Source organism: Halomonas sp. SS10-MC5 (genome assembly GCF_015992245.1).
Classification (GTDB): Bacteria; Pseudomonadota; Gammaproteobacteria; order Pseudomonadales; family Halomonadaceae; genus Halomonas; species Halomonas sulfidoxydans.
This window is the reverse complement of the sequence record NZ_CP065435.1, coordinates 4,225,105-4,243,046: the sequence shown is the minus strand read 5'-3', so window position 1 is coordinate 4,243,046 and position 17,942 is coordinate 4,225,105. Positions and strand designations below refer to the sequence as shown.

The window sequence follows — 17,942 nt, the reverse complement described above, 5'->3', positions numbered from 1 at the left end:
CGCGAGTGGCGAGGGGCGCGGCGGGCGACGAGAGGGCCAATTTTTCCTGCTTCGCCCGGTGCTTTATGATGATCGTCAATGACCGTCTACCGGCCGTGACCGATAATGGCACGGCAACTACAGCTGAGCAGGGGCAGCCGGGCCCGCTGCAGGGGAGAACCACGTGCGATCCAACACTACGCTGCGCATAGCCACCCGCAAGAGCCTGCTGGCCCTGTGGCAGGCCGAACACGTTCGCGACCTGCTGATGGCCGAGCATCCGGGGCTCGAGGTGGAACTGGTCGCGCTCTCCACCCGCGGCGACAAGATCCTCGACACGCCGCTGGCGAAGATCGGCGGCAAGGGGCTGTTCGTCAAGGAGCTGGAGGAGGCGATCCTCGACGGCCGCGCCGACATCGCCGTGCACTCGATGAAGGACGTGCCGATGCACTTCCCCGAGGGGCTGGGGCTGTCGGTGATCTTCGCCGGGGCCGAGCCCACCGATGCCTTCGTCTCCAACCACTACGCCTCGCTCGACGCGCTGCCCGAAGGGGCGCGCATCGGCACCTCCAGCCTGCGCCGCGGCCTGCAGATGCGCGAGCAGCGCCCCGACCTGGAGATCCTCACCCTGCGCGGTAACGTCCAGACCCGCCTGGCCAAGCTCGACGCCGGCGAGTTCGACGCCATCATCCTGGCCACCTCCGGGCTCAAGCGCCTGGGGCTGGGCGAGCGCATCGCCCAGGAGCTGCCCCCCGAGGTGTGCCTGCCGGCCTGCGGCCAGGGTGCGCTGGGCATCGAGTGTCGCATCAACGACCCGGAGCTGGTCTCGCTGCTGGCGCCGCTGGACGACCCCGTCACGGCGACCCGGGTGCGCGCCGAGCGCGCCATGAACACCCGCCTGGAGGGCGGCTGCCAGGTGCCCATTGGCGGCTATGCCGTCTTCGAGGAGGACGGTCAGACCCTGTGGCTGCGGGCGCTGGTGGGCAACCCCGAGGGCACCGAGGTGCTGCGCGCCGAGGGGCGCGGTTCGATCCACGAGCCGGAGGCGCTGGGCGTGCGGGTGGCGGAAGACCTGCTGGAGCAGGGCGCCGGCGAGATCCTGGCACAGGTCTACGGCGCCTGAATGTCTGGCGGGGCTCCCGTGCTGATCTGCCGGCCCGGCGAGCGGGCGGCGGCCCTGGCGGCGGCCATCGAGGCCGCCGGCTTTCCGGTGGCGAACCTCGAGGCCATGACGCTGGAGGCGCTGCCGGAGACTCCCGCGATGCGCCAGGCGTGGCTCGACTTCGATCACTTTCACAAGGTGGTGGTGGTCAGCCCCTTCGCCGCCGAGTGCCTCTACCAGGCGCTCGACCGCTACTGGCCGCAGCTGCCGTTGGGCACGGCCTGGTACGCGGTGGGGGCGGCCACCGCCGAGGTGCTGCACGAGCGATTCGGGGTCAGGGTGCACCTGCCGCCGGCCGCCGCCGGCGAGGATACCAGCGAGGCGCTGCTCGAGCTCGCCTCGCTGCGCTCGCTCGCGGGCCAGCGCGTGCTGCTGGTGGCCGGCGAGGGCGGCCGTGCGCTACTGGCCGACACCCTGGCGGCACGCGGGGCGCGAATCACGCGGCTGTCGCTTTATCGGCGGCGCCTGCAGCCGCCGCCCCCGGCCCTGCGTGAACGCCTCGCCCGGGGCGAGTTTCGGGCGCTGGTAGTGAGTAGCGGAGAAATCCTCGAACATCTGGCAAGATGGAGCACCAGGGCCACCTTGAACCCACCGTTAATCGTCTCCAGTCGCCGGTTGGCTACACTGGCCGGCGACTTGGGGTTTCGCACCCCCGTGGTGGCGCCGGGCGCCACGCCGGCAGCGCTTGCCGGCGCCGTGGCCGCGGCCTGTCACCAGGAGGATGCCGATGTCGATCAAGATGATCTCGAAAAGGGCTAGCGACAGATGAGCAAGCAGACCAACGAGCAGGACGAACAGAAGGCGCCTTCCGCAAAGGGCAAGGATGACAGGGGGCGAGAGGCCGGAGCCAAGGACAAGTCCGGCAGCGATGCCGGCAAGGGTCGTTCTCCGCGTGGCAGCTCATCGACGCCGCCTACGACCGCCAAGGCCGGCGAGACGTCCCCGGCAGCCTCCGCCGATGCTTCCGCAAGCTCGAGCAAGCCTGCCTCTACGGCCACGCCGGGAGAGGCCAAGGCGGCCCCGGCCAAGGCCAGCGACGACTCCGGTGCTGGCGCGAAGCCGAAGGGCGCCGAATCCGATAGCGCGAGGCCGAAGGGCGCCGAGTCCGATAGCGCGAAGCCGAAGGGCGCCGAGTCCGATAGCGCGAAGCCGAAGGGCGCCGAGTCCGATAGCGCGAAGCCGAAGGACGCCGGACCTGACAAGCCCGCCGCCACGGGCAAGACCACGGGCGCGAGCAAGCCCGACGACAGCACGGGCAAGCCGGCGGCCCCGGGGGGCGGCGGCGGCTCGACCCTGCCTGCCACGGGGGGCGATGGCGGCAAGGGGGCCGGTCGTGCCGCCGGTGTGCTGGCGCTGATCCTGGTACTGTTCCTCGGCATCGGTGCGGGGCTGTTCGCGTGGAATACCTGGGAGCGGCTCGACGCCCAGCAGCAGCGCCTGGCCGAACTGGAGGAGCGCGCCGGCGGGGCCGCTTCGGCCGACGAACTCGCCAGCCTGCGCGAACGCCTCGAGAGCGGCGAGCAGGAGCGCGACGCCGCCCTGTCGGAGGCGATCGACGCCATGCAGGGCGAGTTCGCCAGCTACCGCAGCGAGGTCGACGAGGCGCTCGACCAGGTGCTCGACGAGCTGTCCAGCACCCAGGACACCGACGAGCGAGAATGGATCCATGCCGAGGCCGCCTACCTGCTGCGCCTGGCCAACCAGCGCCTGCAGCTCGAGCGCGACGTGGAAGGGGCCAAGGCGCTGCTGCGCACCGCCGATGCGCGCCTGAACGAGGCCGACAACCCGGCACTGCTCTCCATCCGTCGCGCCATCGCCTCGGAGCTTGCCATCCTCGACGGCGTGCCCCAGGTCGACCGAACCGGCCTCTACCTGGCGCTCGACGCCCAGCAGCAGCGCCTGGCGCAGCTGCCGCTGTCGCGCGAGCTGGAGGAGATCCCGGCACGTTCCGGCATCGAGGAGGCCCCCAGCGGCGGCTGGCAGGATCAGCTCTCGCGCTTCGGCCAGGAGCTCAAGGAGCTGGTCGTCATTCGCCATCATGACGAGGCGCTCGAGGGGCTGATCACACCGGAACAGGAGTCCTACCTGCGCCAGAGCGCGCGCCTGGTGCTGGAGCAGGCCCAGCTGGCGCTGCTCAAGGAGGAACAGGAGCTCTATGAAGCCAGCATCGACAAGGCGCTGGCCCTGATCGAGGGCTACTACGACACCGAGCGCAGCGAGGTGCAGGCCGTCGTCGAGCGGCTCCGGGCGCTCAAGGGCGAGACTATCCAGCCCGAGCTCCCCGACATCAGCGGTTCCCAGCAGGCCCTGGCCGAATTCATCGAGCGTCGTTTCGGTTCGCGCGGCGGCCAGGGAGATGAGGCATGAGAAAATTGCTGCTGATCGTTCTCCTCGGCCTGGCGCTGGGAGCCCTGTTCGGCCAGTTGATGGTCTCGCTGCCGGGCTACTGGCTGGTGCGGGTGGGCGACACCTCCTACCAGACCTCCTTCTGGTTCGGTCTGGTGCTGCTGCTGGCGGTATTCCTGATTCTGCACTTCGCCCTGCGGGTGCTGATGCGCCTGCGTCACCCTGTCAGCCGGCTCAAGGTGTGGAACCGCCGCACCCGTCACCGTAACGCCATGAAGCGTACCGTGCGCGGGCTGGTGGCGCTGGCCGAAGGCCGCTGGAAGCGTGCCGAGAAGTCACTGGTCAAGGCGGCCGACGACTCCAGCACGCCGCTGGTCAACTACCTCTCCGCCGCCTTGGCAGCCCACTACCAGGGGCGATACGAACAGGCCGACACGCTGCTCAAGCGAGCCCATCTCTCCACCGAGGGGGCCGATAGCGCGGTGGGCCTGATGCAGGTCCAACTGATGCTGGATCGCCAGCAGTACGAGGAGGCCCTGGCGATCCTGACCCGCCTCGATCGTCAGATGCCCAACCACCCCCAGGTGCTCAAGCAGCTCAAGCAGGCCTATCTCAGCGTCAACGACTGGGACGGCCTGCGCCGGCTGATGCCGCGGCTGGCGTCGCGTCAGCTGATCTCGCCCCAGGAGCGCACCCAACTGGAGCTGCGCGCCTACAAGGAGCTGCTGGTTCACGAGGCGCGCGACCCGGGCAACGTCGAGCGCATCCGCAACCTGTGGGCCGACATGCCGGATGCGCTGCGCGGCAACGTCGAGCTGGTGGTGCTCTATACCGAGGCATTGGTGCGCGGCAACGAGGAGGGGATCGCCGAGCGCCTGCTGCGCCATTCGCTCAAGGAGCACTGGGACAGCCGCCTGGTGCTGCGCTACGGGCTGCTCGACGTCGACCCGGCGCGTCAACTGGTGCATGCCGAGAAGTGGCTGCAGGAGCGCCCCAACGACCCCGACCTGCTGCTCACCCTGGGCCGCCTGGCGCTGCGCAACGCCTACTGGGGCAAGGCCCAGGAGTACTTCGAGGCGAGCCAGCGGCAGCGCCCCAGCGGCGTGGTGTGTGCCGAGCTGGCGCGGCTTTATGCCAACCTGGGCGAGCACAACAAGAGCCAGCTCTACTATCGCCAGAGCGTCGAGCTGCTCGACAAGTCGCTGCCCTCACTGCCGCAGCCGGTCGAGCCGGCCGTCCAGCCCGAGAAGGCCGGCGGGGCGAAGGACTGATTCGCCGACACCGGGAACCGCAGGGGCGCCGTGAGGCGCCCCTGCGTCGTCATGCGACGCCGGGGTCAATCGGGCAAGGCGAAGGCGATGACCTGATCGCTCACCTTGGGCAGCAGGATGGAGTTGCCGCCCACCGCGAAGGTGACGTACTGCTTGCCCTGGTAGGTGTAGACCGCCGGCATCGAGACGGCGGGAGCATCGACCAGATGCTTCCACAGCACCTCGCCGCTCTCCAGATCGATCGCGCGCACGCGTGAATCCATCGAGGCGCCGATGAAGATCAGCCCCGAGCGGGTGATCACCGGCGCGCCGATGGTGACCGACCCCCACGACTCCGGCATATAGAAGCCGTGCTTCTGCACCTGGCCGAACGGTTCGTTCCACAAGCGCTCGCCGGTGGTGAGGTCGTAGGCGGCGAGGGTGCCGTAGGGGGGCTTCCAGCACGGCATGCCGGCCCAGTTGAGGAATGTCTCGAGCTGGAAGCCGTAGGCCGTGTCGCCCTGGGCGTAGTAGCCGCCCGTCTCGCCCGACTGCTCCCGCTGCTCATACTCGTCGCGCGGAATGAGGCGGTAGATCTGCACCACGCTGTTGGAGTTGATCACGAACACGCCGCTTTCGGGATCGACGGCGCCACCGCCCCACTGCGAGCCTCCCGTCGTCGGTGGGTAGGCGAGCGTACCTTCGACGCTCGGCGGCGTGAAGCGCCCTTCGTAGCGCAGCCCCTCGGCCTTGCGGCTGCACTCGCCCAGGCCGACGATGTCGGCCAGTTTCGAGATCCCCGGCCACTCGTCGGGGATCACCGGCTCGGGCACGTCGACGAACGGCTGGGTCGGCGCGGCTTGCTCCCCCTCGGCATCCGAAGCCGGCACCTCGCGCTCCTCGATCGGGTACACGGGTTCGCCGGTCTCCCGGTTCAGCACGAACAAAAAGCCCTGCTTGGACGGCTGCACCAGGGCGGGCACCGTCTCGCCATCCTTTTCGATGTCGACCAGGGTGGGAGGGGCGACGGTATCGTAGTCCCAGATGTCGTGATGCACGAGCTGCCGGCTCCACACCACCTCGCCGGTCTCGGTGTCGAGCGCCGTCACCGAGGTGGCCAACGGCAGCTCCTCGGTGCGTTCGCCGCCGTAGTAGTTGGGGCTCGGCGAGCTGATCGGGATATACAGCAGTCCGCTCTCGGGGTCCAGCGACATCGAGGCCCAGACATTGGCCGTGCCGGTCCGCTCGACCACCTCCTCGGGCAGCGCATGGAAGGTCCACTTGCGCTCGCCGGTGCGGGCATCGAGAGCGAAGACGGTTCCTGGCGGCGCGACGGCGTCCTCCCAGTCCTTGCCGGCCCAGCCGAGGAACAGGGTGTCGTTGTACACCGTGGGCGGCTGGAACAGCGACAGCGGCCACTTGTCGTTGACGGTGTTCCACTGGTTGACGTCGACCATGCCGCCGTCGCCGAAGTCGGCACAGGGCTCTCCCGTGTCGGCATCGACGCCATAGAGCTTGGCGTCCATGGTGCCGACGTAGACCCTCTTCTCGCAGGCCTCGCCCGCACGGGGCTCGTCGGCCTCCCAGTAGGCCACGCCGCGGCCCTTCATGTTGGGCTGGGTCAGCGCTTCGAGGGGCGCCTCGGGGTCGAAGGTCCACTTCTCTTCGCCGCTGCCCGGATCGAGAGCGATGATGCGGTAGAAGGGGGTGCCCAGGTAGAGCGTGTCGTTGACGAACAGCGGGGTCGCCGACCACACCGACATCGGAATCTCGTCGCTGCCATCCGCGACGTCGCCGGTGTGGTACTCCCAGGCCGGCTCGAGCTCGCCGACGTTCTCCGGCGTGATCTGGTCGGCCGGCGTGTACTTCTGGGCGCGCAGGTCGCCGTTGAAGGTCGCCCAGCTGTCCGGCGATTCCATCCAGGCGTCCGGTCCGGTGCGGGGCGGCGAGGGCTCCCCGCCGTCGGGCGCGTCGCCGGCGGGCCCGGTCTCGACGCGTCCGCCGGGGCCGGTCGGCGTCACCGAGGATTCTTCGCTGTCGTCCGCGTCCTGGTCCGCTTGCGCTTCGTCGTCGCTGGCGTCCTGTTCGGACTCGTCGTCTTGGGTCTCGATGATACCCTGTGGCTGGCCGCCTTCCTCGTCGGTGGAGGGGGCCTCCTGCGCCTGTGCGTAGCCGATGGCGCCCGCGAGCAGCAGCGAGGAGAAAAGGGTGATGACGTCCTGGCGTGTCATGAAGCGGCCCCCTGGCGTTGCGTCTTGTGCTGGTTGCGCGTGCCCGTAGCGGGATCGGCAATCACATGAATGAGCCACGCCACGAGCCCGACCCCCACGGCGCCCAGCAGCCACTCGGTCTGCAGCAGGTAGGCCGCCAGGCCCGTACCCAGCAGGTCGAGCAACAGCAGGAAAGTGAGCAGCCCGCCCAGCCAGCGTGGCAAGCCGTGCCACAGGGCCAGCAGCAGCGACCCGACCAGCAGCAGTGCGGTGGAGGTCAGCACCAGATAGGTGCCCGGAGTATGAGCGATGCCGTTGCCTTCGTTGAACGTGGCGACTGCCGCGAGAATCAGCGAGATGGCTGAAATCGCGAGCAGCAGCCAGGCACCGTAGGCGGTGCCTCGTGCTTTGCTTGTCATGGTGGTCCCATCCCTTGAACGCCTTCGAAGCATGCGCGATGGCTCTGGCGGAGTGCAGGCTGCGCTGCGCCGGAACTCAGCAACAGTATAGGCACGTGGCGGGATTCTTCCTGCCGCGCCGGGCGATGCGAGGGCCGAGACGACAACGCCTCCCACCGCAGGGCGGTGGGAGGCGTTCATGCCGGCGGGATCACGAACCTCGAGGACTCACTCCCGCTCTTCGTAGTCGCCCCTGAACTCGGGGTTGGGCTTCGCGCGCGGATCGTCCTCGCCTTCGCGGCTGCTCTCGCCGGAGCGGGGCTGGCCGCCGGGGCGTCCGTCGATGTCGAAGTCCTGCCGCATCAGGCGCACGTTGGCCGGCGGTGCCTCGGCCTCCTTGCCCACACCGAAGTAGAGCGTGGTGTGGGGGAAGGGGATCTCGATGCCCTTGGCGTCGAAGTGCAGCTTGACCAGGCGGTTGTAGGCGCGCCCCACGCCCCACTGGGTACCCGGGGTGGTCTTGATGCGCACGCGGATGTTCACCGAGCTGTCGGCCAGCGCCACGACGCCGGCCACTTCCAGCGGGGCGACGATGTTCATCTTGTGGTCGTCGTCGGCGGCCAGTTCGTCGAAGGCGTCGCGCAGTGCGACGATCGCCTCGTCGATGCTCTCGCGATAGGCGATGCCGTACTCGCCCACGTGGTAGCCGAACTCGCGCATGTAGTTGGAGACGGTGTCGACGCTGGAGAAGGGCACGATGTGATAGGCCCCCGCCAGGTCGCGGATGCCTACCGAGCGGATGCTGAGCCGCTCGGCGGTGCCGGTGATCCCTCCCACCGTGACCACGTCGCCGGTGTTCATGGCGTTCTCCACCTGAATGAAGATACCGGTGATGATGTCCTGTACCAGCTTCTGGGCGCCGAAGCCGATGGCCAGGCCGAGCACGCCGGCGCCGGCAATCAGCGGGCCGATGTTGATGCCGATCTCGGATAGCACGATCATCCCGGTCATGGTGATCAGGGCGATCGCCAGGGCGTTGCGAAACAGCGATAGCAGCGTCTTGGCGCGGGCATCGGGCTCGCCCTTGCCGGTCTCGGGGTTGAGCTTGTGCTCGATCAGGCTGGCCAGGGCCAGCCACACGGCGATGGCGACCAGCAGGATCACCGCCACGCTGATCAGCTTGCCGACCAGTCCGCGTCCCGCCTCGGAGGCGTACCAGGCGGCCAGGTCGAAGGCGCCCCAGGCGTTGAGCACCAGCAGCACGACCGCCGCCAGGATCACGGTACGGATGACCCTCAGTGCGTTGGGCACGTAGCTGTTGAGGCGCGGCTCGAGCAGCGGCAGCTTGCGGCGCAGGTCGTCGGAGAGCCGGATACGCCGTCCGATGGACTGGGTCAGCAGGCTCGACAGCAGCATGCCGACCACGACCACCGCCACCGTCTTGAGCGTGGCGAAGAGCACGAAGGGCAGGGCATCCGCCGGTCGCGTCAGGGTCAGCACCAGCACCATCAGGAAATAGGCCAGGGCGAACAGGTGCCAGGTGCGGGCGAACAGCTGCAGCGAGATCCGGGTGGCGGTGAAGTCGGAGCGGGCCGCCATGGCAAAGAGTTCATCGCGAATACGGGTGCGGTTCTTGAGGACCACGCCCACGGCATAGAGGAAGGCGATGAACATGATCAGCGCGCCGAGACCCTGGCCCAGCGTGGGCGCCAGGTAGAAACCGACCAGCGGCACCACCACCAGCAGGCCGTAGCCGACCAGGCCGACCAGGCGTGCCATCCAGCGGTTCCAGTAGGAGGCTTCGCCGGCCGAGATGGGCAGTAGCCTGAGCCCCTCGTAGCGCGACGAGAACAGCATGCGCAGGGCCGCCTTGATCAGTTCGATGATCAGGAAGGCATTGAGGAACAGCGAGGCGCGGGTCGACAGTTCGCCGGTTTCGCCCACGGCGAAGGTGGCGATCAGGTTGCCTCCCACGTAGGCCAGCGCGACCACCAGCACGTCGACCAGCGCAGCGACGGCGACGCAGAGCACCAGGCGAATGATCGGATTGAGGCCGCTGCCCTCGTGCCGCGACCATCGGCTCAGGCGCGAGAAGAGCGGTCGCGACAGGTGCCGGAACGCCAGGAACAGGACGAAGGTGGCCAGGATCACCAGCCCCAGGTTGATCACGGCCGTGGCGAAGTCGCCCCAGTCCAGGGCGGCGGTATCGGTGTCGGCGCTGAACAGCCCCGCCACGATGCCGAACAGGTTGCTCACCTCGCCGCCGACATCGCTGACGACGCGGCTGGTCATTTCGGCCAGCCGCCTGGGTAGCGAGATCTGCTCCGGGGCCGACTCGGCATCGGCCAGTGCCGGGTCGGCCGCCTGGCGGCGCAGATGGTCGATCAATTGCTGTCGTGTCTGCTCGTTCTCGAGCAGCTCGGCAAGGGCTTCGGGGGCGGGAACGGCGGCGTCGTCGGCGGGCTGGGCCAGGGCCGGTGCGGTGACCAGCAGGGCGAGGATCAGCCAGCCGAACAGCCAGGGGACAAACCGGTGTGCTATCACGCGTGACCTCCGTCTCGGGCGTGTCGGGCAGGGAGCAATATATATTCCGTCCCGCTCATGATAGGGCGTCAGGGCGCCGGGAACGAATGGCAACGATTACTTGTGCAGGCATTGTACACGATGAAGTTAATGTGTCATATTTGTCCTGCGCCCTTCCCCAGGGCGCGATTCCCTGAACGAAGCTCTACATCCCCTTGGCCATCCTCCCTCCGGATGGCCTCTTTTTTTGTTTGCATCCGCCGACTCGGCTAGCATCGGCTGGCAGGGTCGGCGAGGGGACGACATGGGGTCACATACGGGGCTGCTGCTGATCGTGGCAGCCGGGGGCGCGCTGGGCGGCATGGCGAGGCTGGCGCTGTCCGATCTACTGGCCCAGCGGGCGGGCACGGGGTTTCCGTGGGGCACGCTGGTCGTCAATCTCAGCGGGGCGCTGCTGGCGGGCGGGCTGGCCGGCTGGTTCGGCCTGCCCGCGGATGCGGGCTTGTCAGGCGGCTGGGCGCTGCTGGTGGTGGGGCTGCTGGGGAGCTATACCACCGTCTCCTCGCTGAGCCTGCAGAGCCTGGCGCTGTGGCAGAGCGGGCGTTGGCGCGCGGCGCTGGCCAACGTATCGGCGACGCTGATCGCCGGGCTCGCCCTGGCCGCGCTGGGCTGGCGGCTGGTGGAGGGGCTGGCATGAGCGGCTGGCAGCGCTATGCGGCGGTCGCCGTCGGCAGCGCGCTGGGCAGCGTGCTGCGCTGGCTGCTGTCGCTGGGCTCGCTGGCGGCCTTGGGCCCCGCCTTTCCCTGGGGCACGCTCGCAGTGAACCTGCTCGGCTCGTGGCTGATTGCCGCGTTTGCCGCCCATGCCGCCTGTCGCCGCACGGGCCGGGTGGCGCGCTGGCAGCCGTTCCTGGTGGCCGGCTTCTGCGGCGGCTTCACCACCTTCTCGCTGTTCGGCCTGGAGACGCTGCATCTGCTCGAGCGCGGCCGTCCCGGACTGGCGCTGGCCTACGTTGTGCTAAGCGTGCCGCTGTGGCTGGCGGCGGCCTGGTGGGGCGACCGTTTCGGGCGGGCCCGCCACCGCTGACGGGCCGCTTTCGCTGCCTTCCTGGCCTGCCTTTTACGCCTCCTTTTCAGCGCCTGGTCTTTGCCGTCTTCTTTTCCGGTTTGCCCGCCTTGGCGGGTTCAACCCTCTCGGGAGCGGAGCGGAAGCGCTCGCGCACCAGCGCCAGCAGGCCCTGGGTCGAGGCGTCGAAGTCCTGGCTGTGCTCGTCGATGCGCTCGCTGATCTCGCCGGCGATGCGCTTGCCCAGCTGCACGCCCCACTGGTCGAAGGAGTTGATGTTCCAGATCACCCCCTGGACGAACACCTTGTGCTCATAGAGCGCGATCAGCGCGCCGAGATTGCGCGGCGTCAGCTCGTCGAGCAGCAGCACGCTGGAGGGACGGTTGCCGGGGCAGCTGTAGGGGTCGAGCTGGCTACCCTCCTGGCTTCCCATCATGAAGGCGTTGGCCTGGGCCAGCATGTTGGTGAGCAGGGCGAAGTGGTGCTCCTCCATGCCCGGCTCGGGCTTGAGCGAGGCGATGAAGTCGATCGGCACATAGCGGGTGCCCTGGTGCAGCAGCTGGAAGAAGGCGTGCTGGCCGTTGGAGCCGGTCTGGCCCCAGACGATGGGCCCGGTCTTGTAGTTGACCGGATGGCCGAAGATGTCCACCGACTTGCCGTTGGACTCCATGTCGAGCTGCTGCAGGAAGGCGGGCAGCTGATGCAGCGCCTGGTCGTAGGGCACGATCGCCTGGGTCTCGGCGCCGTGGAAGTTGATGTACCAGATGCCGATCAGCGCCATCAGCACCGGCATGTTGCGGGCGTTGGGCGCCTCGATGAAGTGCTGGTCCATCTCGTAGGCGCCCTCGAGCATCTCCATGAAGCCGTCGAAGCCGATGGAGAGCGCGATGGGCAGGCCGATGGAGGACCACATCGAGTAGCGCCCGCCGACCCAGGCCCAGAACTCGAACACGTTCTCCTCGCGGATGCCGAACTCCATGGCCGCCTTGCGGTTGGTCGAGGCGGCGACGAAGTGGGCGCCCACGTCGGCGTCCTCGCCCGCGGTCTCGACGAACCAGCGCCGCGCGGTCTTGGCGTTGAGCAGCGTCTCCTGGGTGGAGAAGGTCTTGGTCGAGACGATGAACAGCGTGGTGGCCGGGTCGAGGCGCGACAGCACCTTCTGGATGTGGGCGCCATCGACGTTGGAGACGAAGTGGAAGTTGAGGTCGCTCTGACGGTACTTGAGCAGCGCGCGGCAGGCCATGTTGGGGCCCAGGTCCGAGCCGCCGATGCCGATGTTGACCACGTCCCGGATGCGCTCGCCGCTGTAGCCGCGCCACTCGCCGCTGCGCACCGCCTCGGAGAAGCGGCGGAGCTGCTCGCGGGTGCGCTGGATCTCGGGCATCACGTCCTTGCCGTCGACCATCAGCGGCCCTTCGCCGAGGTTGCGCAGCGCGGTGTGCAGCACCGGGCGGTCCTCGGTGACGTTGATGATGTCGCCGGAGAACATCTGTGCGCGGCGCTGCACCAGCGCCGAATGGTCGGCCAGCTCGAGCAGCTTGGTCAGCACCGCCTCGGAGACGTGGTGCTTGGAGTAGTCGAGGAACAGCCCGCCGACGCGCAGGCTCATCTTGTCGAAGCGCTGCGGGTCGGCGGTGAAATAGTCGCTGATGCGGTCGTTGGCGGTGGCCTGTTGCAGCCGCTCGAGAGCCTGCCAGGTAACGCTGCGGGTGAGCTGGAACATGGTGTCCTCACAAGAGTCGCGGGCCGGGCCCGCCGGTCGCTTTGTTCTGTACGAGTTCTTTTCTACGGAGCCTGTTCGGGACGGCGAGAGGCCACCCACGCAGCGGCGTCGGGAATGGCCATCTCGTAAGGTTGGGCGAGCCACGGCGAGCTGACCAGGAAATCGGCGCTGGCGGCATTGCACGCCACCGGCACGTTCCACAGCGCGGCCAGGCGCAGCAGCGCCTTGACGTCGGGGTCGTGGGGCTGCGGGGCGAACGGGTCCCAGAAGAAGATCAGCAGGTCGAGACGCTGCTCGGTGATGCGCGCGCCGATCTGCTGGTCCCCGCCCAGCGGGCCGCTCATCAACCCCTCCACCTCGAGCCCGAGGCTGGCCGAGAGGCGCCCGGCGGTGGTGCCGGTGCCCACCAGCTGGTGGGCGGCCAGGGTGTCGCGCCAGCGTTCGGCCCACTCCAGCAGCTCTGCCTTCTTGCCGTCGTGGGCGATCAGGGCGATGCGCTTGCGTGCCGGCAGGGTGCGGCGCACGCTGCGTTGGGGGCGGCTGTCGGTCATGGCTGGCCTACCTCGAGGATCTTCAGGGTATTGGTTCCACCGTGGGCGTTCATGTGGTCGCCCCGGGTCAGGATGACATGATCGCCCGGTTCGGCAATCCCCTGTTCCACCAGCAGCGAAAGCGCCCGGTCGTTGAGTTCGCCGGCCGCCATCGCCGTGGTGTCGAACGGCAGCGAGACCACCCCGCGGTAGAGCGCCATGCGGCGCTGGGCCACGGGGCTGTGGGCGAGCCCGACGATGGGCAGCCCCGAGCGGATGCGCGAGGCGATCAAGGGCGTGTAGCCGGTCGAGGTCATGCAGGCGATGGCGGCCACCCCGCTGAGGTGGTTGGCGGCGTACATGGCGGAGAGCGCGATGGTCTCGTCGATGCGCGAGAAGCCCTCGTGGATGCGGTGGCCCGACTCCTGGGCGATGCGCTCGCGCTCGGCGCCGAGGCACACCCGGCGCATGGCTTCCAGCGTCTCCACCGGGTAGTCGCCGGCGGCGGTCTCGGCCGAGAGCATCACCGCGTCGGTGCCGTCGAGCACGGCGTTGGCGACGTCGAACACCTCGGCGCGGGTGGGCAGCGGCGAGCCGATCATCGACTCCATCATCTGGGTCGCGGTGATCACCGCGCGGTTGAGGGTGCGGGCGCGCTTGATGATGCGCTTCTGCATGCCGATCAGCTTCTCGTCGCCGATCTCCACGCCGAGATCGCCGCGCGCCACCATCACCGCCTCGCTGGCCTCGATGATGCCGTTGAGCGTGGCGTCGTCGGCCACCGCCTCGGCGCGCTCGAGCTTGGCGACCAGGCCGATCTCCTTGCCCGCCTCGCCGAGCAGCCGGCGCGCCTCGTGCATGTCCTCGGCATGCCGCGGGAAGGAGACGGCGAGATAATCCACGCCGATCTCGATGGCGGTCGCGAGGTCGGCCTTGTCCTTGTCGGTGAGCGCCGGGGCCGAGAGCCCGCCGCCCTGCTTGTTGATGCCCTTGTTGTTGGAGAGCTTGCCGCCGGTGACCACGGTGGTGTGGACCTGCGCCCCCTCGACCCGCTCCACGTCGAGCACCAGGCGGCCGTCGTCGAGCAGCAGGCGGTCGCCGGGGGCGACGTCGTCGATCAGCTGCTTGTAGTCGCAGCCGACGCGGGTGGTGTCGCCGGCGTCGCCGGCCAGCGCCATGTCGAGGACGAAGGGCTGGCCCTCCTCGAGCACCACGGCGCCGTCCTGGAAGCGGGCGATGCGGATCTTGGGCCCCTGCAGGTCGCCCAGGGCGGCGACGCTGCGCCCCAGGCGGTCGGCGATCTGGCGCACGGCGATCAGCCGGCGGCGGTGGTCGGCGGCGCTGCCGTGGGAGAAGTTGAGGCGCACCACGTCGACGCCGGCGCGGATCATCGCCTCCAGCACGCCCTCGCGGTCGCTGGCCGGGCCCAGGGTGGCGACGATCTTGGTGCGGCGGATGGGAGTGTGCGGCGGTGGCTTCGGCATGTCGAGGCGCCTCCTGAAGGGAAGGAAATGTTGTCAGACTACAACCATATCGGTTTTGCGGTAAGTTTACTACATTGTGCCGCGGCATGAGATGGCCTCCCTCCGCCCTGCCCGGCATGGCGATTTTGCTAGGTTGCGAAGCGTCTCGAGGTGCGCGGGCCAATCTAGGTGTATCGATTCACCCAACCGCTTATGTTGTAAAGTTACTAAAAAATTCTTGAGTCCCTGATCGGTTTGCGTCACATTTAGGAGACAGACTTAACAGGAGCCGCAGGCTGCCCAGCCGGCATCACCGATGCCCGATCTCTGCCCACCGGCTCTATCCGCTACCTGAAAACGACAGAGACGCTCTGGAGGAGAGAGGACATGACGCTCAAGATCGCCATCAACGGCTTCGGTCGTATCGGTCGTAACGTGCTGCGTGCTCTGTACGAGAACGGCTACCGCAACCGGGTGGAAGTGGTGGCCATCAACGACCTGGGCGACCCTGCCCTCAACGCCCACCTGCTGCGCCACGACACTGTGCACGGTCATTTTCCCTTCAAGGTGGAGCACGACGAGGAGAGCCTGAGCGTGGATGGCGACCGCATCGCCATCCTCTCCCAGCGCGACCCGGCTGCGCTGCCCTGGAAGACGCTGGGCGTCGACCTGGTGATGGAGTGCACCGGCCTGTTCACCAAGCGCGAGGCCGCCGCCAAGCATCTCGACGCGGGCGCCAAGCGCGTGCTCATCTCCGCGCCGAGCCCGGACGCCGATGCCACCGTGGTCTACGGCGTCAACGAGGACGTGCTCAAGCCCGAGCACAAGGTGGTCTCCAACGCCTCCTGCACCACCAACTGCCTGGCCCCCGTGGCCAAGGCGCTCAACGACACGGTGGGCATCGAGAACGGCCTGATGACCACGGTGCACGCCTACACCAACGATCAGAACCTGTCTGACGTCTATCACAGCGACCCCTACCGGGCGCGTAGCGCCACGCACTCGATGATTCCGACCAAGACCGGCGCTGCCGCCGCGGTCGGCCTGGTGCTGCCGGAGCTGGCCGGCAAGTTCGACGGCCTGGCGGTGCGGGTGCCGGTGATCAACGTCTCGCTGGTGGACCTGGTCTTCACCGCCGGGCGCGATACCACCAAGGAAGAGATCAACGCCATCCTGGCCAAGGCCGCCGACGCCTCACCGGTGCTGGCGGTGAACGCCCAGCCGCTGGTATCGATCGATTTCAACCACGACGCCAACTCCTCCACCTTCGACGCCAACCACACCCGGGTGAACGGCCGCCTGGTGAAGGTGATGGCCTGGTACGATAACGAGTGGGGCTTCTCCAACCGCATGCTCGACACTGCGCTCGCCATGCAGGCCGCGAGTGACGCCAAGCGCGAGGCGGCGTGAGGGGTGATGTGAAGCGGTGACGCCATGCAGATGAGCGCTGGGACGGGAACCGTCCCGGCGCTTTGTGCTATCGGAGCGGCATATCAGGCGGTACGAGCCAGGGAGCTGCGATTCGTCGAAACGGACCGTGCTTGTCGCCGATAGACGTCACTTTGCTCACTGACACCCGCCTTGACTACGCTGGAATCGTGCATCCATGGATCGGGAGGTATGTCATGAAACGCTATGGATTGGGAAGTCGAGGCATGTGGGTAGCCGGCCTGGCGGCGTTGATGCTGACCCTGGCCGGCTGCGGTACCAGCACCGGTGAGCGCGCCGCCAGCGGTGCCGGCGTCGGGGCTGCCGTGGGCGGTGCCGCGGGTGCCGCCACGGGAGGCAGCGTGGTACGCGGTGCGGCGATCGGTGCCGGTGCCGGTGCCGTGACCGGAGCGGCCACCGACGAGGACGATATCGACCTCGACGATTGATCGCCCAGCCGACAGAGCAAGCGGACCGCGCCTGACGATGGCAGGCGCGGTCCGCTCCGTTTGGCGTCCTTCCGTCTAACGCTCCATCTGTCTAACGGGATTCGGGGATATGCCAGGTCTCGGGGCAGTCGCTGCTGCGGAACAGGCGCTGGGCGGTGGTGGCGTTGCGCCGCTCGGCCAGCGCTTCGCGACCCTCGCTGAGGATATCCATCATCCCCGGCCGGGGATGGCGCACGGTCAGCAGCGTCAGCCCATCCTCGCGGTTGATTTCGTAGTCGGCCTCGAGCGAGTCGATCAGCTGCTCGAGCCGCTCGGGCTTGTCGTCGAGACAGAGGGCGAAGCGCATGGCGCTGCTGTCGACCAGATTGGCATGCAGGCCGGCCTCCACCAGCCGGCCGAGAATGTCGTGCTGGCGCGGTTCGTCCATGAAGGCGAAATCGCGCGGCAGCACCTCTACCCAGACCTGCTCTTCACGCAGGATGCAGCAGGGCGCCTCGGCATCGAAACGGCGCTCGGCGTCGATCACGCTGGGCGCGGCATCGGGCGTCTCGAAGGAGCGCACCGTCAGCGGAATCGACTTCTCCTGCAGCGGCCCCAGGGTCTTGGGGTGGATCACCTTGGCGCCATGCCAGGCCAGTTCGGTGGCCTCGGCGTAGGAGAGGCGCTCGAGCTGTATGGCGTTGTCGAAGCGCCTGGGGTCGGCGTTGAACAGGCCGGTGACGTCCTTCCAGATCACCACCTCGCGGGCATCGAGGCAGTGGGCGAAGATCGCCGCGCTGAAGTCCGAGCCCTCGCGGCCCAGGGTGGTGGCCTCACCCTGCTCGGTGCCGCCGATGAAGCCCTGGGTCAGGATCACGCGTTCGCTGCCCCTCAGACGCCCGCGAATGGCGTCGGCGGTGGCGGCCCAGTCGAGATTGGCGGCCTGATGACAGGCGTCGGTGCGCACCAGTTCGCGGGCATCGTGCCAGTCGGTGGCGATACCGCAGTGGTTGAGCCAGGCCGCGACGATGGTGGTGGAGATCAGCTCGCCGTAGCACACGGTCTGGTCGTAGTGCCTGGCATAGGGGCTGGCTCGGTGCTTGCGGTGCAGGGCGTCGAGCTCGTCGAACAGGGCATCGACGCGCTCGGCCGGTGAGTCACGAGAATCGCCGAACAGCACCTCCATCGCCTCGTGGTGGTCCGCCTGCAGGGCCTCGAAGCACTCGCGGTAGGCCTCTTCCTTGCCTTCGCTGCGGGCGGCGGCAAGCAGCGCTTCCAGCTTGTTGGTGGTCTTGCCCATGGCCGAGACCACCACGACCAGCGGCCTATCGGTGTGCTTCTCGATCAGCGGGGTCAGGTGGCGTATGGCATCGGCATCCTTGATCGAGGCGCCGCCGAACTTGAACACGGTCGTCATGTCGGGCTCTCCCTGTCTGG

General features: G+C 68.3%; 15 protein-coding genes. 8 read left to right on the top strand and 7 right to left on the bottom strand.

Translation table 11 applies throughout. From position 1 onward, the window contains the following. Nucleotides 1-163 precede the first annotated feature (163 nt). Genes hemC through I4484_RS19830 form a run of 4 tightly spaced genes read left to right on the top strand, consistent with a single transcriptional unit; the run spans nucleotide 164 to nucleotide 4,758 of the window. Entirely contained in the window at nucleotides 164-1,102 is a 939-nt protein-coding gene (gene hemC / locus I4484_RS19845; protein ID WP_197448872.1) for a hydroxymethylbilane synthase, read from the top strand. Beyond that, the gene (locus I4484_RS19840) at nucleotides 1,103-1,900 is read left to right on the top strand and encodes a uroporphyrinogen-III synthase (RefSeq protein WP_197448871.1); all 798 of its coding nucleotides are present in this window, start codon (nucleotides 1,103-1,105) and stop codon (nucleotides 1,898-1,900) included. A gap of 6 nt (nucleotides 1,901-1,906) precedes the next feature. Next, entirely contained in the window at nucleotides 1,907-3,508 is a 1,602-nt protein-coding gene (locus tag I4484_RS19835) for a uroporphyrinogen-III C-methyltransferase (protein ID WP_197448870.1), read from the top strand. Continuing rightward, nucleotides 3,505-4,758, top strand: coding sequence for a heme biosynthesis HemY N-terminal domain-containing protein (locus I4484_RS19830; RefSeq protein ID WP_197448869.1), 1,254 nt, complete (start codon nucleotides 3,505-3,507; stop codon nucleotides 4,756-4,758). The genes I4484_RS19835 and I4484_RS19830 overlap by 4 nt, the downstream gene beginning before the upstream one ends. Nucleotides 4,759-4,823: 65 nt before the next feature. Here the strand turns inward: I4484_RS19830 and I4484_RS19825 are convergent, their stop codons facing one another. From I4484_RS19825 to ybiO, 3 genes are all read right to left on the bottom strand, one after another. Then, nucleotides 4,824-6,968, bottom strand: a complete 2,145-nt coding sequence (locus tag I4484_RS19825) for a pyrroloquinoline quinone-dependent dehydrogenase (RefSeq protein WP_197448868.1) — start codon at nucleotides 6,966-6,968, stop codon at nucleotides 4,824-4,826. Continuing rightward, on the bottom strand, nucleotides 6,965-7,366 hold the full coding sequence (locus tag I4484_RS19820) for a hypothetical protein (RefSeq protein ID WP_197448867.1): 402 nt from the start codon (nucleotides 7,364-7,366) through the stop codon (nucleotides 6,965-6,967). Before I4484_RS19820 ends, I4484_RS19825 begins: the two co-directional genes overlap by 4 nt. Before the next feature lie 207 nt (nucleotides 7,367-7,573). Continuing rightward, the gene (gene ybiO, locus I4484_RS19815) at nucleotides 7,574-9,889 is read right to left on the bottom strand and encodes a mechanosensitive channel protein (protein ID WP_197448866.1); all 2,316 of its coding nucleotides are present in this window, start codon (nucleotides 9,887-9,889) and stop codon (nucleotides 7,574-7,576) included. A 283-nt stretch (nucleotides 9,890-10,172) separates the two neighbouring features. Between ybiO and I4484_RS19810 the strand changes: the two genes are divergently transcribed. After that, complete coding sequence (locus tag I4484_RS19810) at nucleotides 10,173-10,565, top strand: CrcB family protein (RefSeq protein ID WP_197448865.1); 393 nt, start codon at nucleotides 10,173-10,175, stop codon at nucleotides 10,563-10,565. Then, nucleotides 10,562-10,954, top strand: a complete 393-nt coding sequence (gene crcB / locus I4484_RS19805) for a fluoride efflux transporter CrcB (protein WP_197448864.1) — start codon at nucleotides 10,562-10,564, stop codon at nucleotides 10,952-10,954. The genes I4484_RS19810 and crcB overlap by 4 nt, the downstream gene beginning before the upstream one ends. Before the next feature lie 46 nt (nucleotides 10,955-11,000). On the opposite strand, the gene pgi is transcribed toward crcB, so the two are convergent. The 3 genes from pgi to pyk form a co-directional block, all read right to left on the bottom strand. Further along, complete coding sequence (gene pgi, locus I4484_RS19800; RefSeq protein WP_197448863.1) at nucleotides 11,001-12,656, bottom strand: glucose-6-phosphate isomerase; 1,656 nt, start codon at nucleotides 12,654-12,656, stop codon at nucleotides 11,001-11,003. A gap of 62 nt (nucleotides 12,657-12,718) precedes the next feature. Beyond that, entirely contained in the window at nucleotides 12,719-13,207 is a 489-nt protein-coding gene (locus I4484_RS19795) for a methylglyoxal synthase (protein WP_197448862.1), read from the bottom strand. Then, nucleotides 13,204-14,670 carry a pyruvate kinase gene (pyk, locus tag I4484_RS19790; RefSeq protein ID WP_197448861.1) on the bottom strand — a complete coding sequence of 489 codons (1,467 nt, stop codon included), beginning with the start codon at nucleotides 14,668-14,670 and terminating at the stop codon, nucleotides 13,204-13,206. Before pyk ends, I4484_RS19795 begins: the two co-directional genes overlap by 4 nt. Nucleotides 14,671-15,036: 366 nt before the next feature. Here pyk and gap point away from each other — a divergent pair, with 366 nt between their 5' ends. Both gap and I4484_RS19780 read left to right on the top strand, forming a co-directional pair. Beyond that, entirely contained in the window at nucleotides 15,037-16,059 is a 1,023-nt protein-coding gene (gene gap / locus I4484_RS19785) for a type I glyceraldehyde-3-phosphate dehydrogenase (RefSeq protein ID WP_197448860.1), read from the top strand. Between the two features lie 215 nt (nucleotides 16,060-16,274). Beyond that, complete coding sequence (locus I4484_RS19780; protein WP_197448859.1) at nucleotides 16,275-16,526, top strand: hypothetical protein; 252 nt, start codon at nucleotides 16,275-16,277, stop codon at nucleotides 16,524-16,526. Nucleotides 16,527-16,617: 91 nt separating this feature from the next. Here the strand turns inward: I4484_RS19780 and I4484_RS19775 are convergent, their stop codons facing one another. Next, nucleotides 16,618-17,922 carry an aspartate kinase gene (locus tag I4484_RS19775; protein ID WP_197448858.1) on the bottom strand — a complete coding sequence of 435 codons (1,305 nt, stop codon included), beginning with the start codon at nucleotides 17,920-17,922 and terminating at the stop codon, nucleotides 16,618-16,620. Nucleotides 17,923-17,942: the final 20 nt, after the last annotated feature.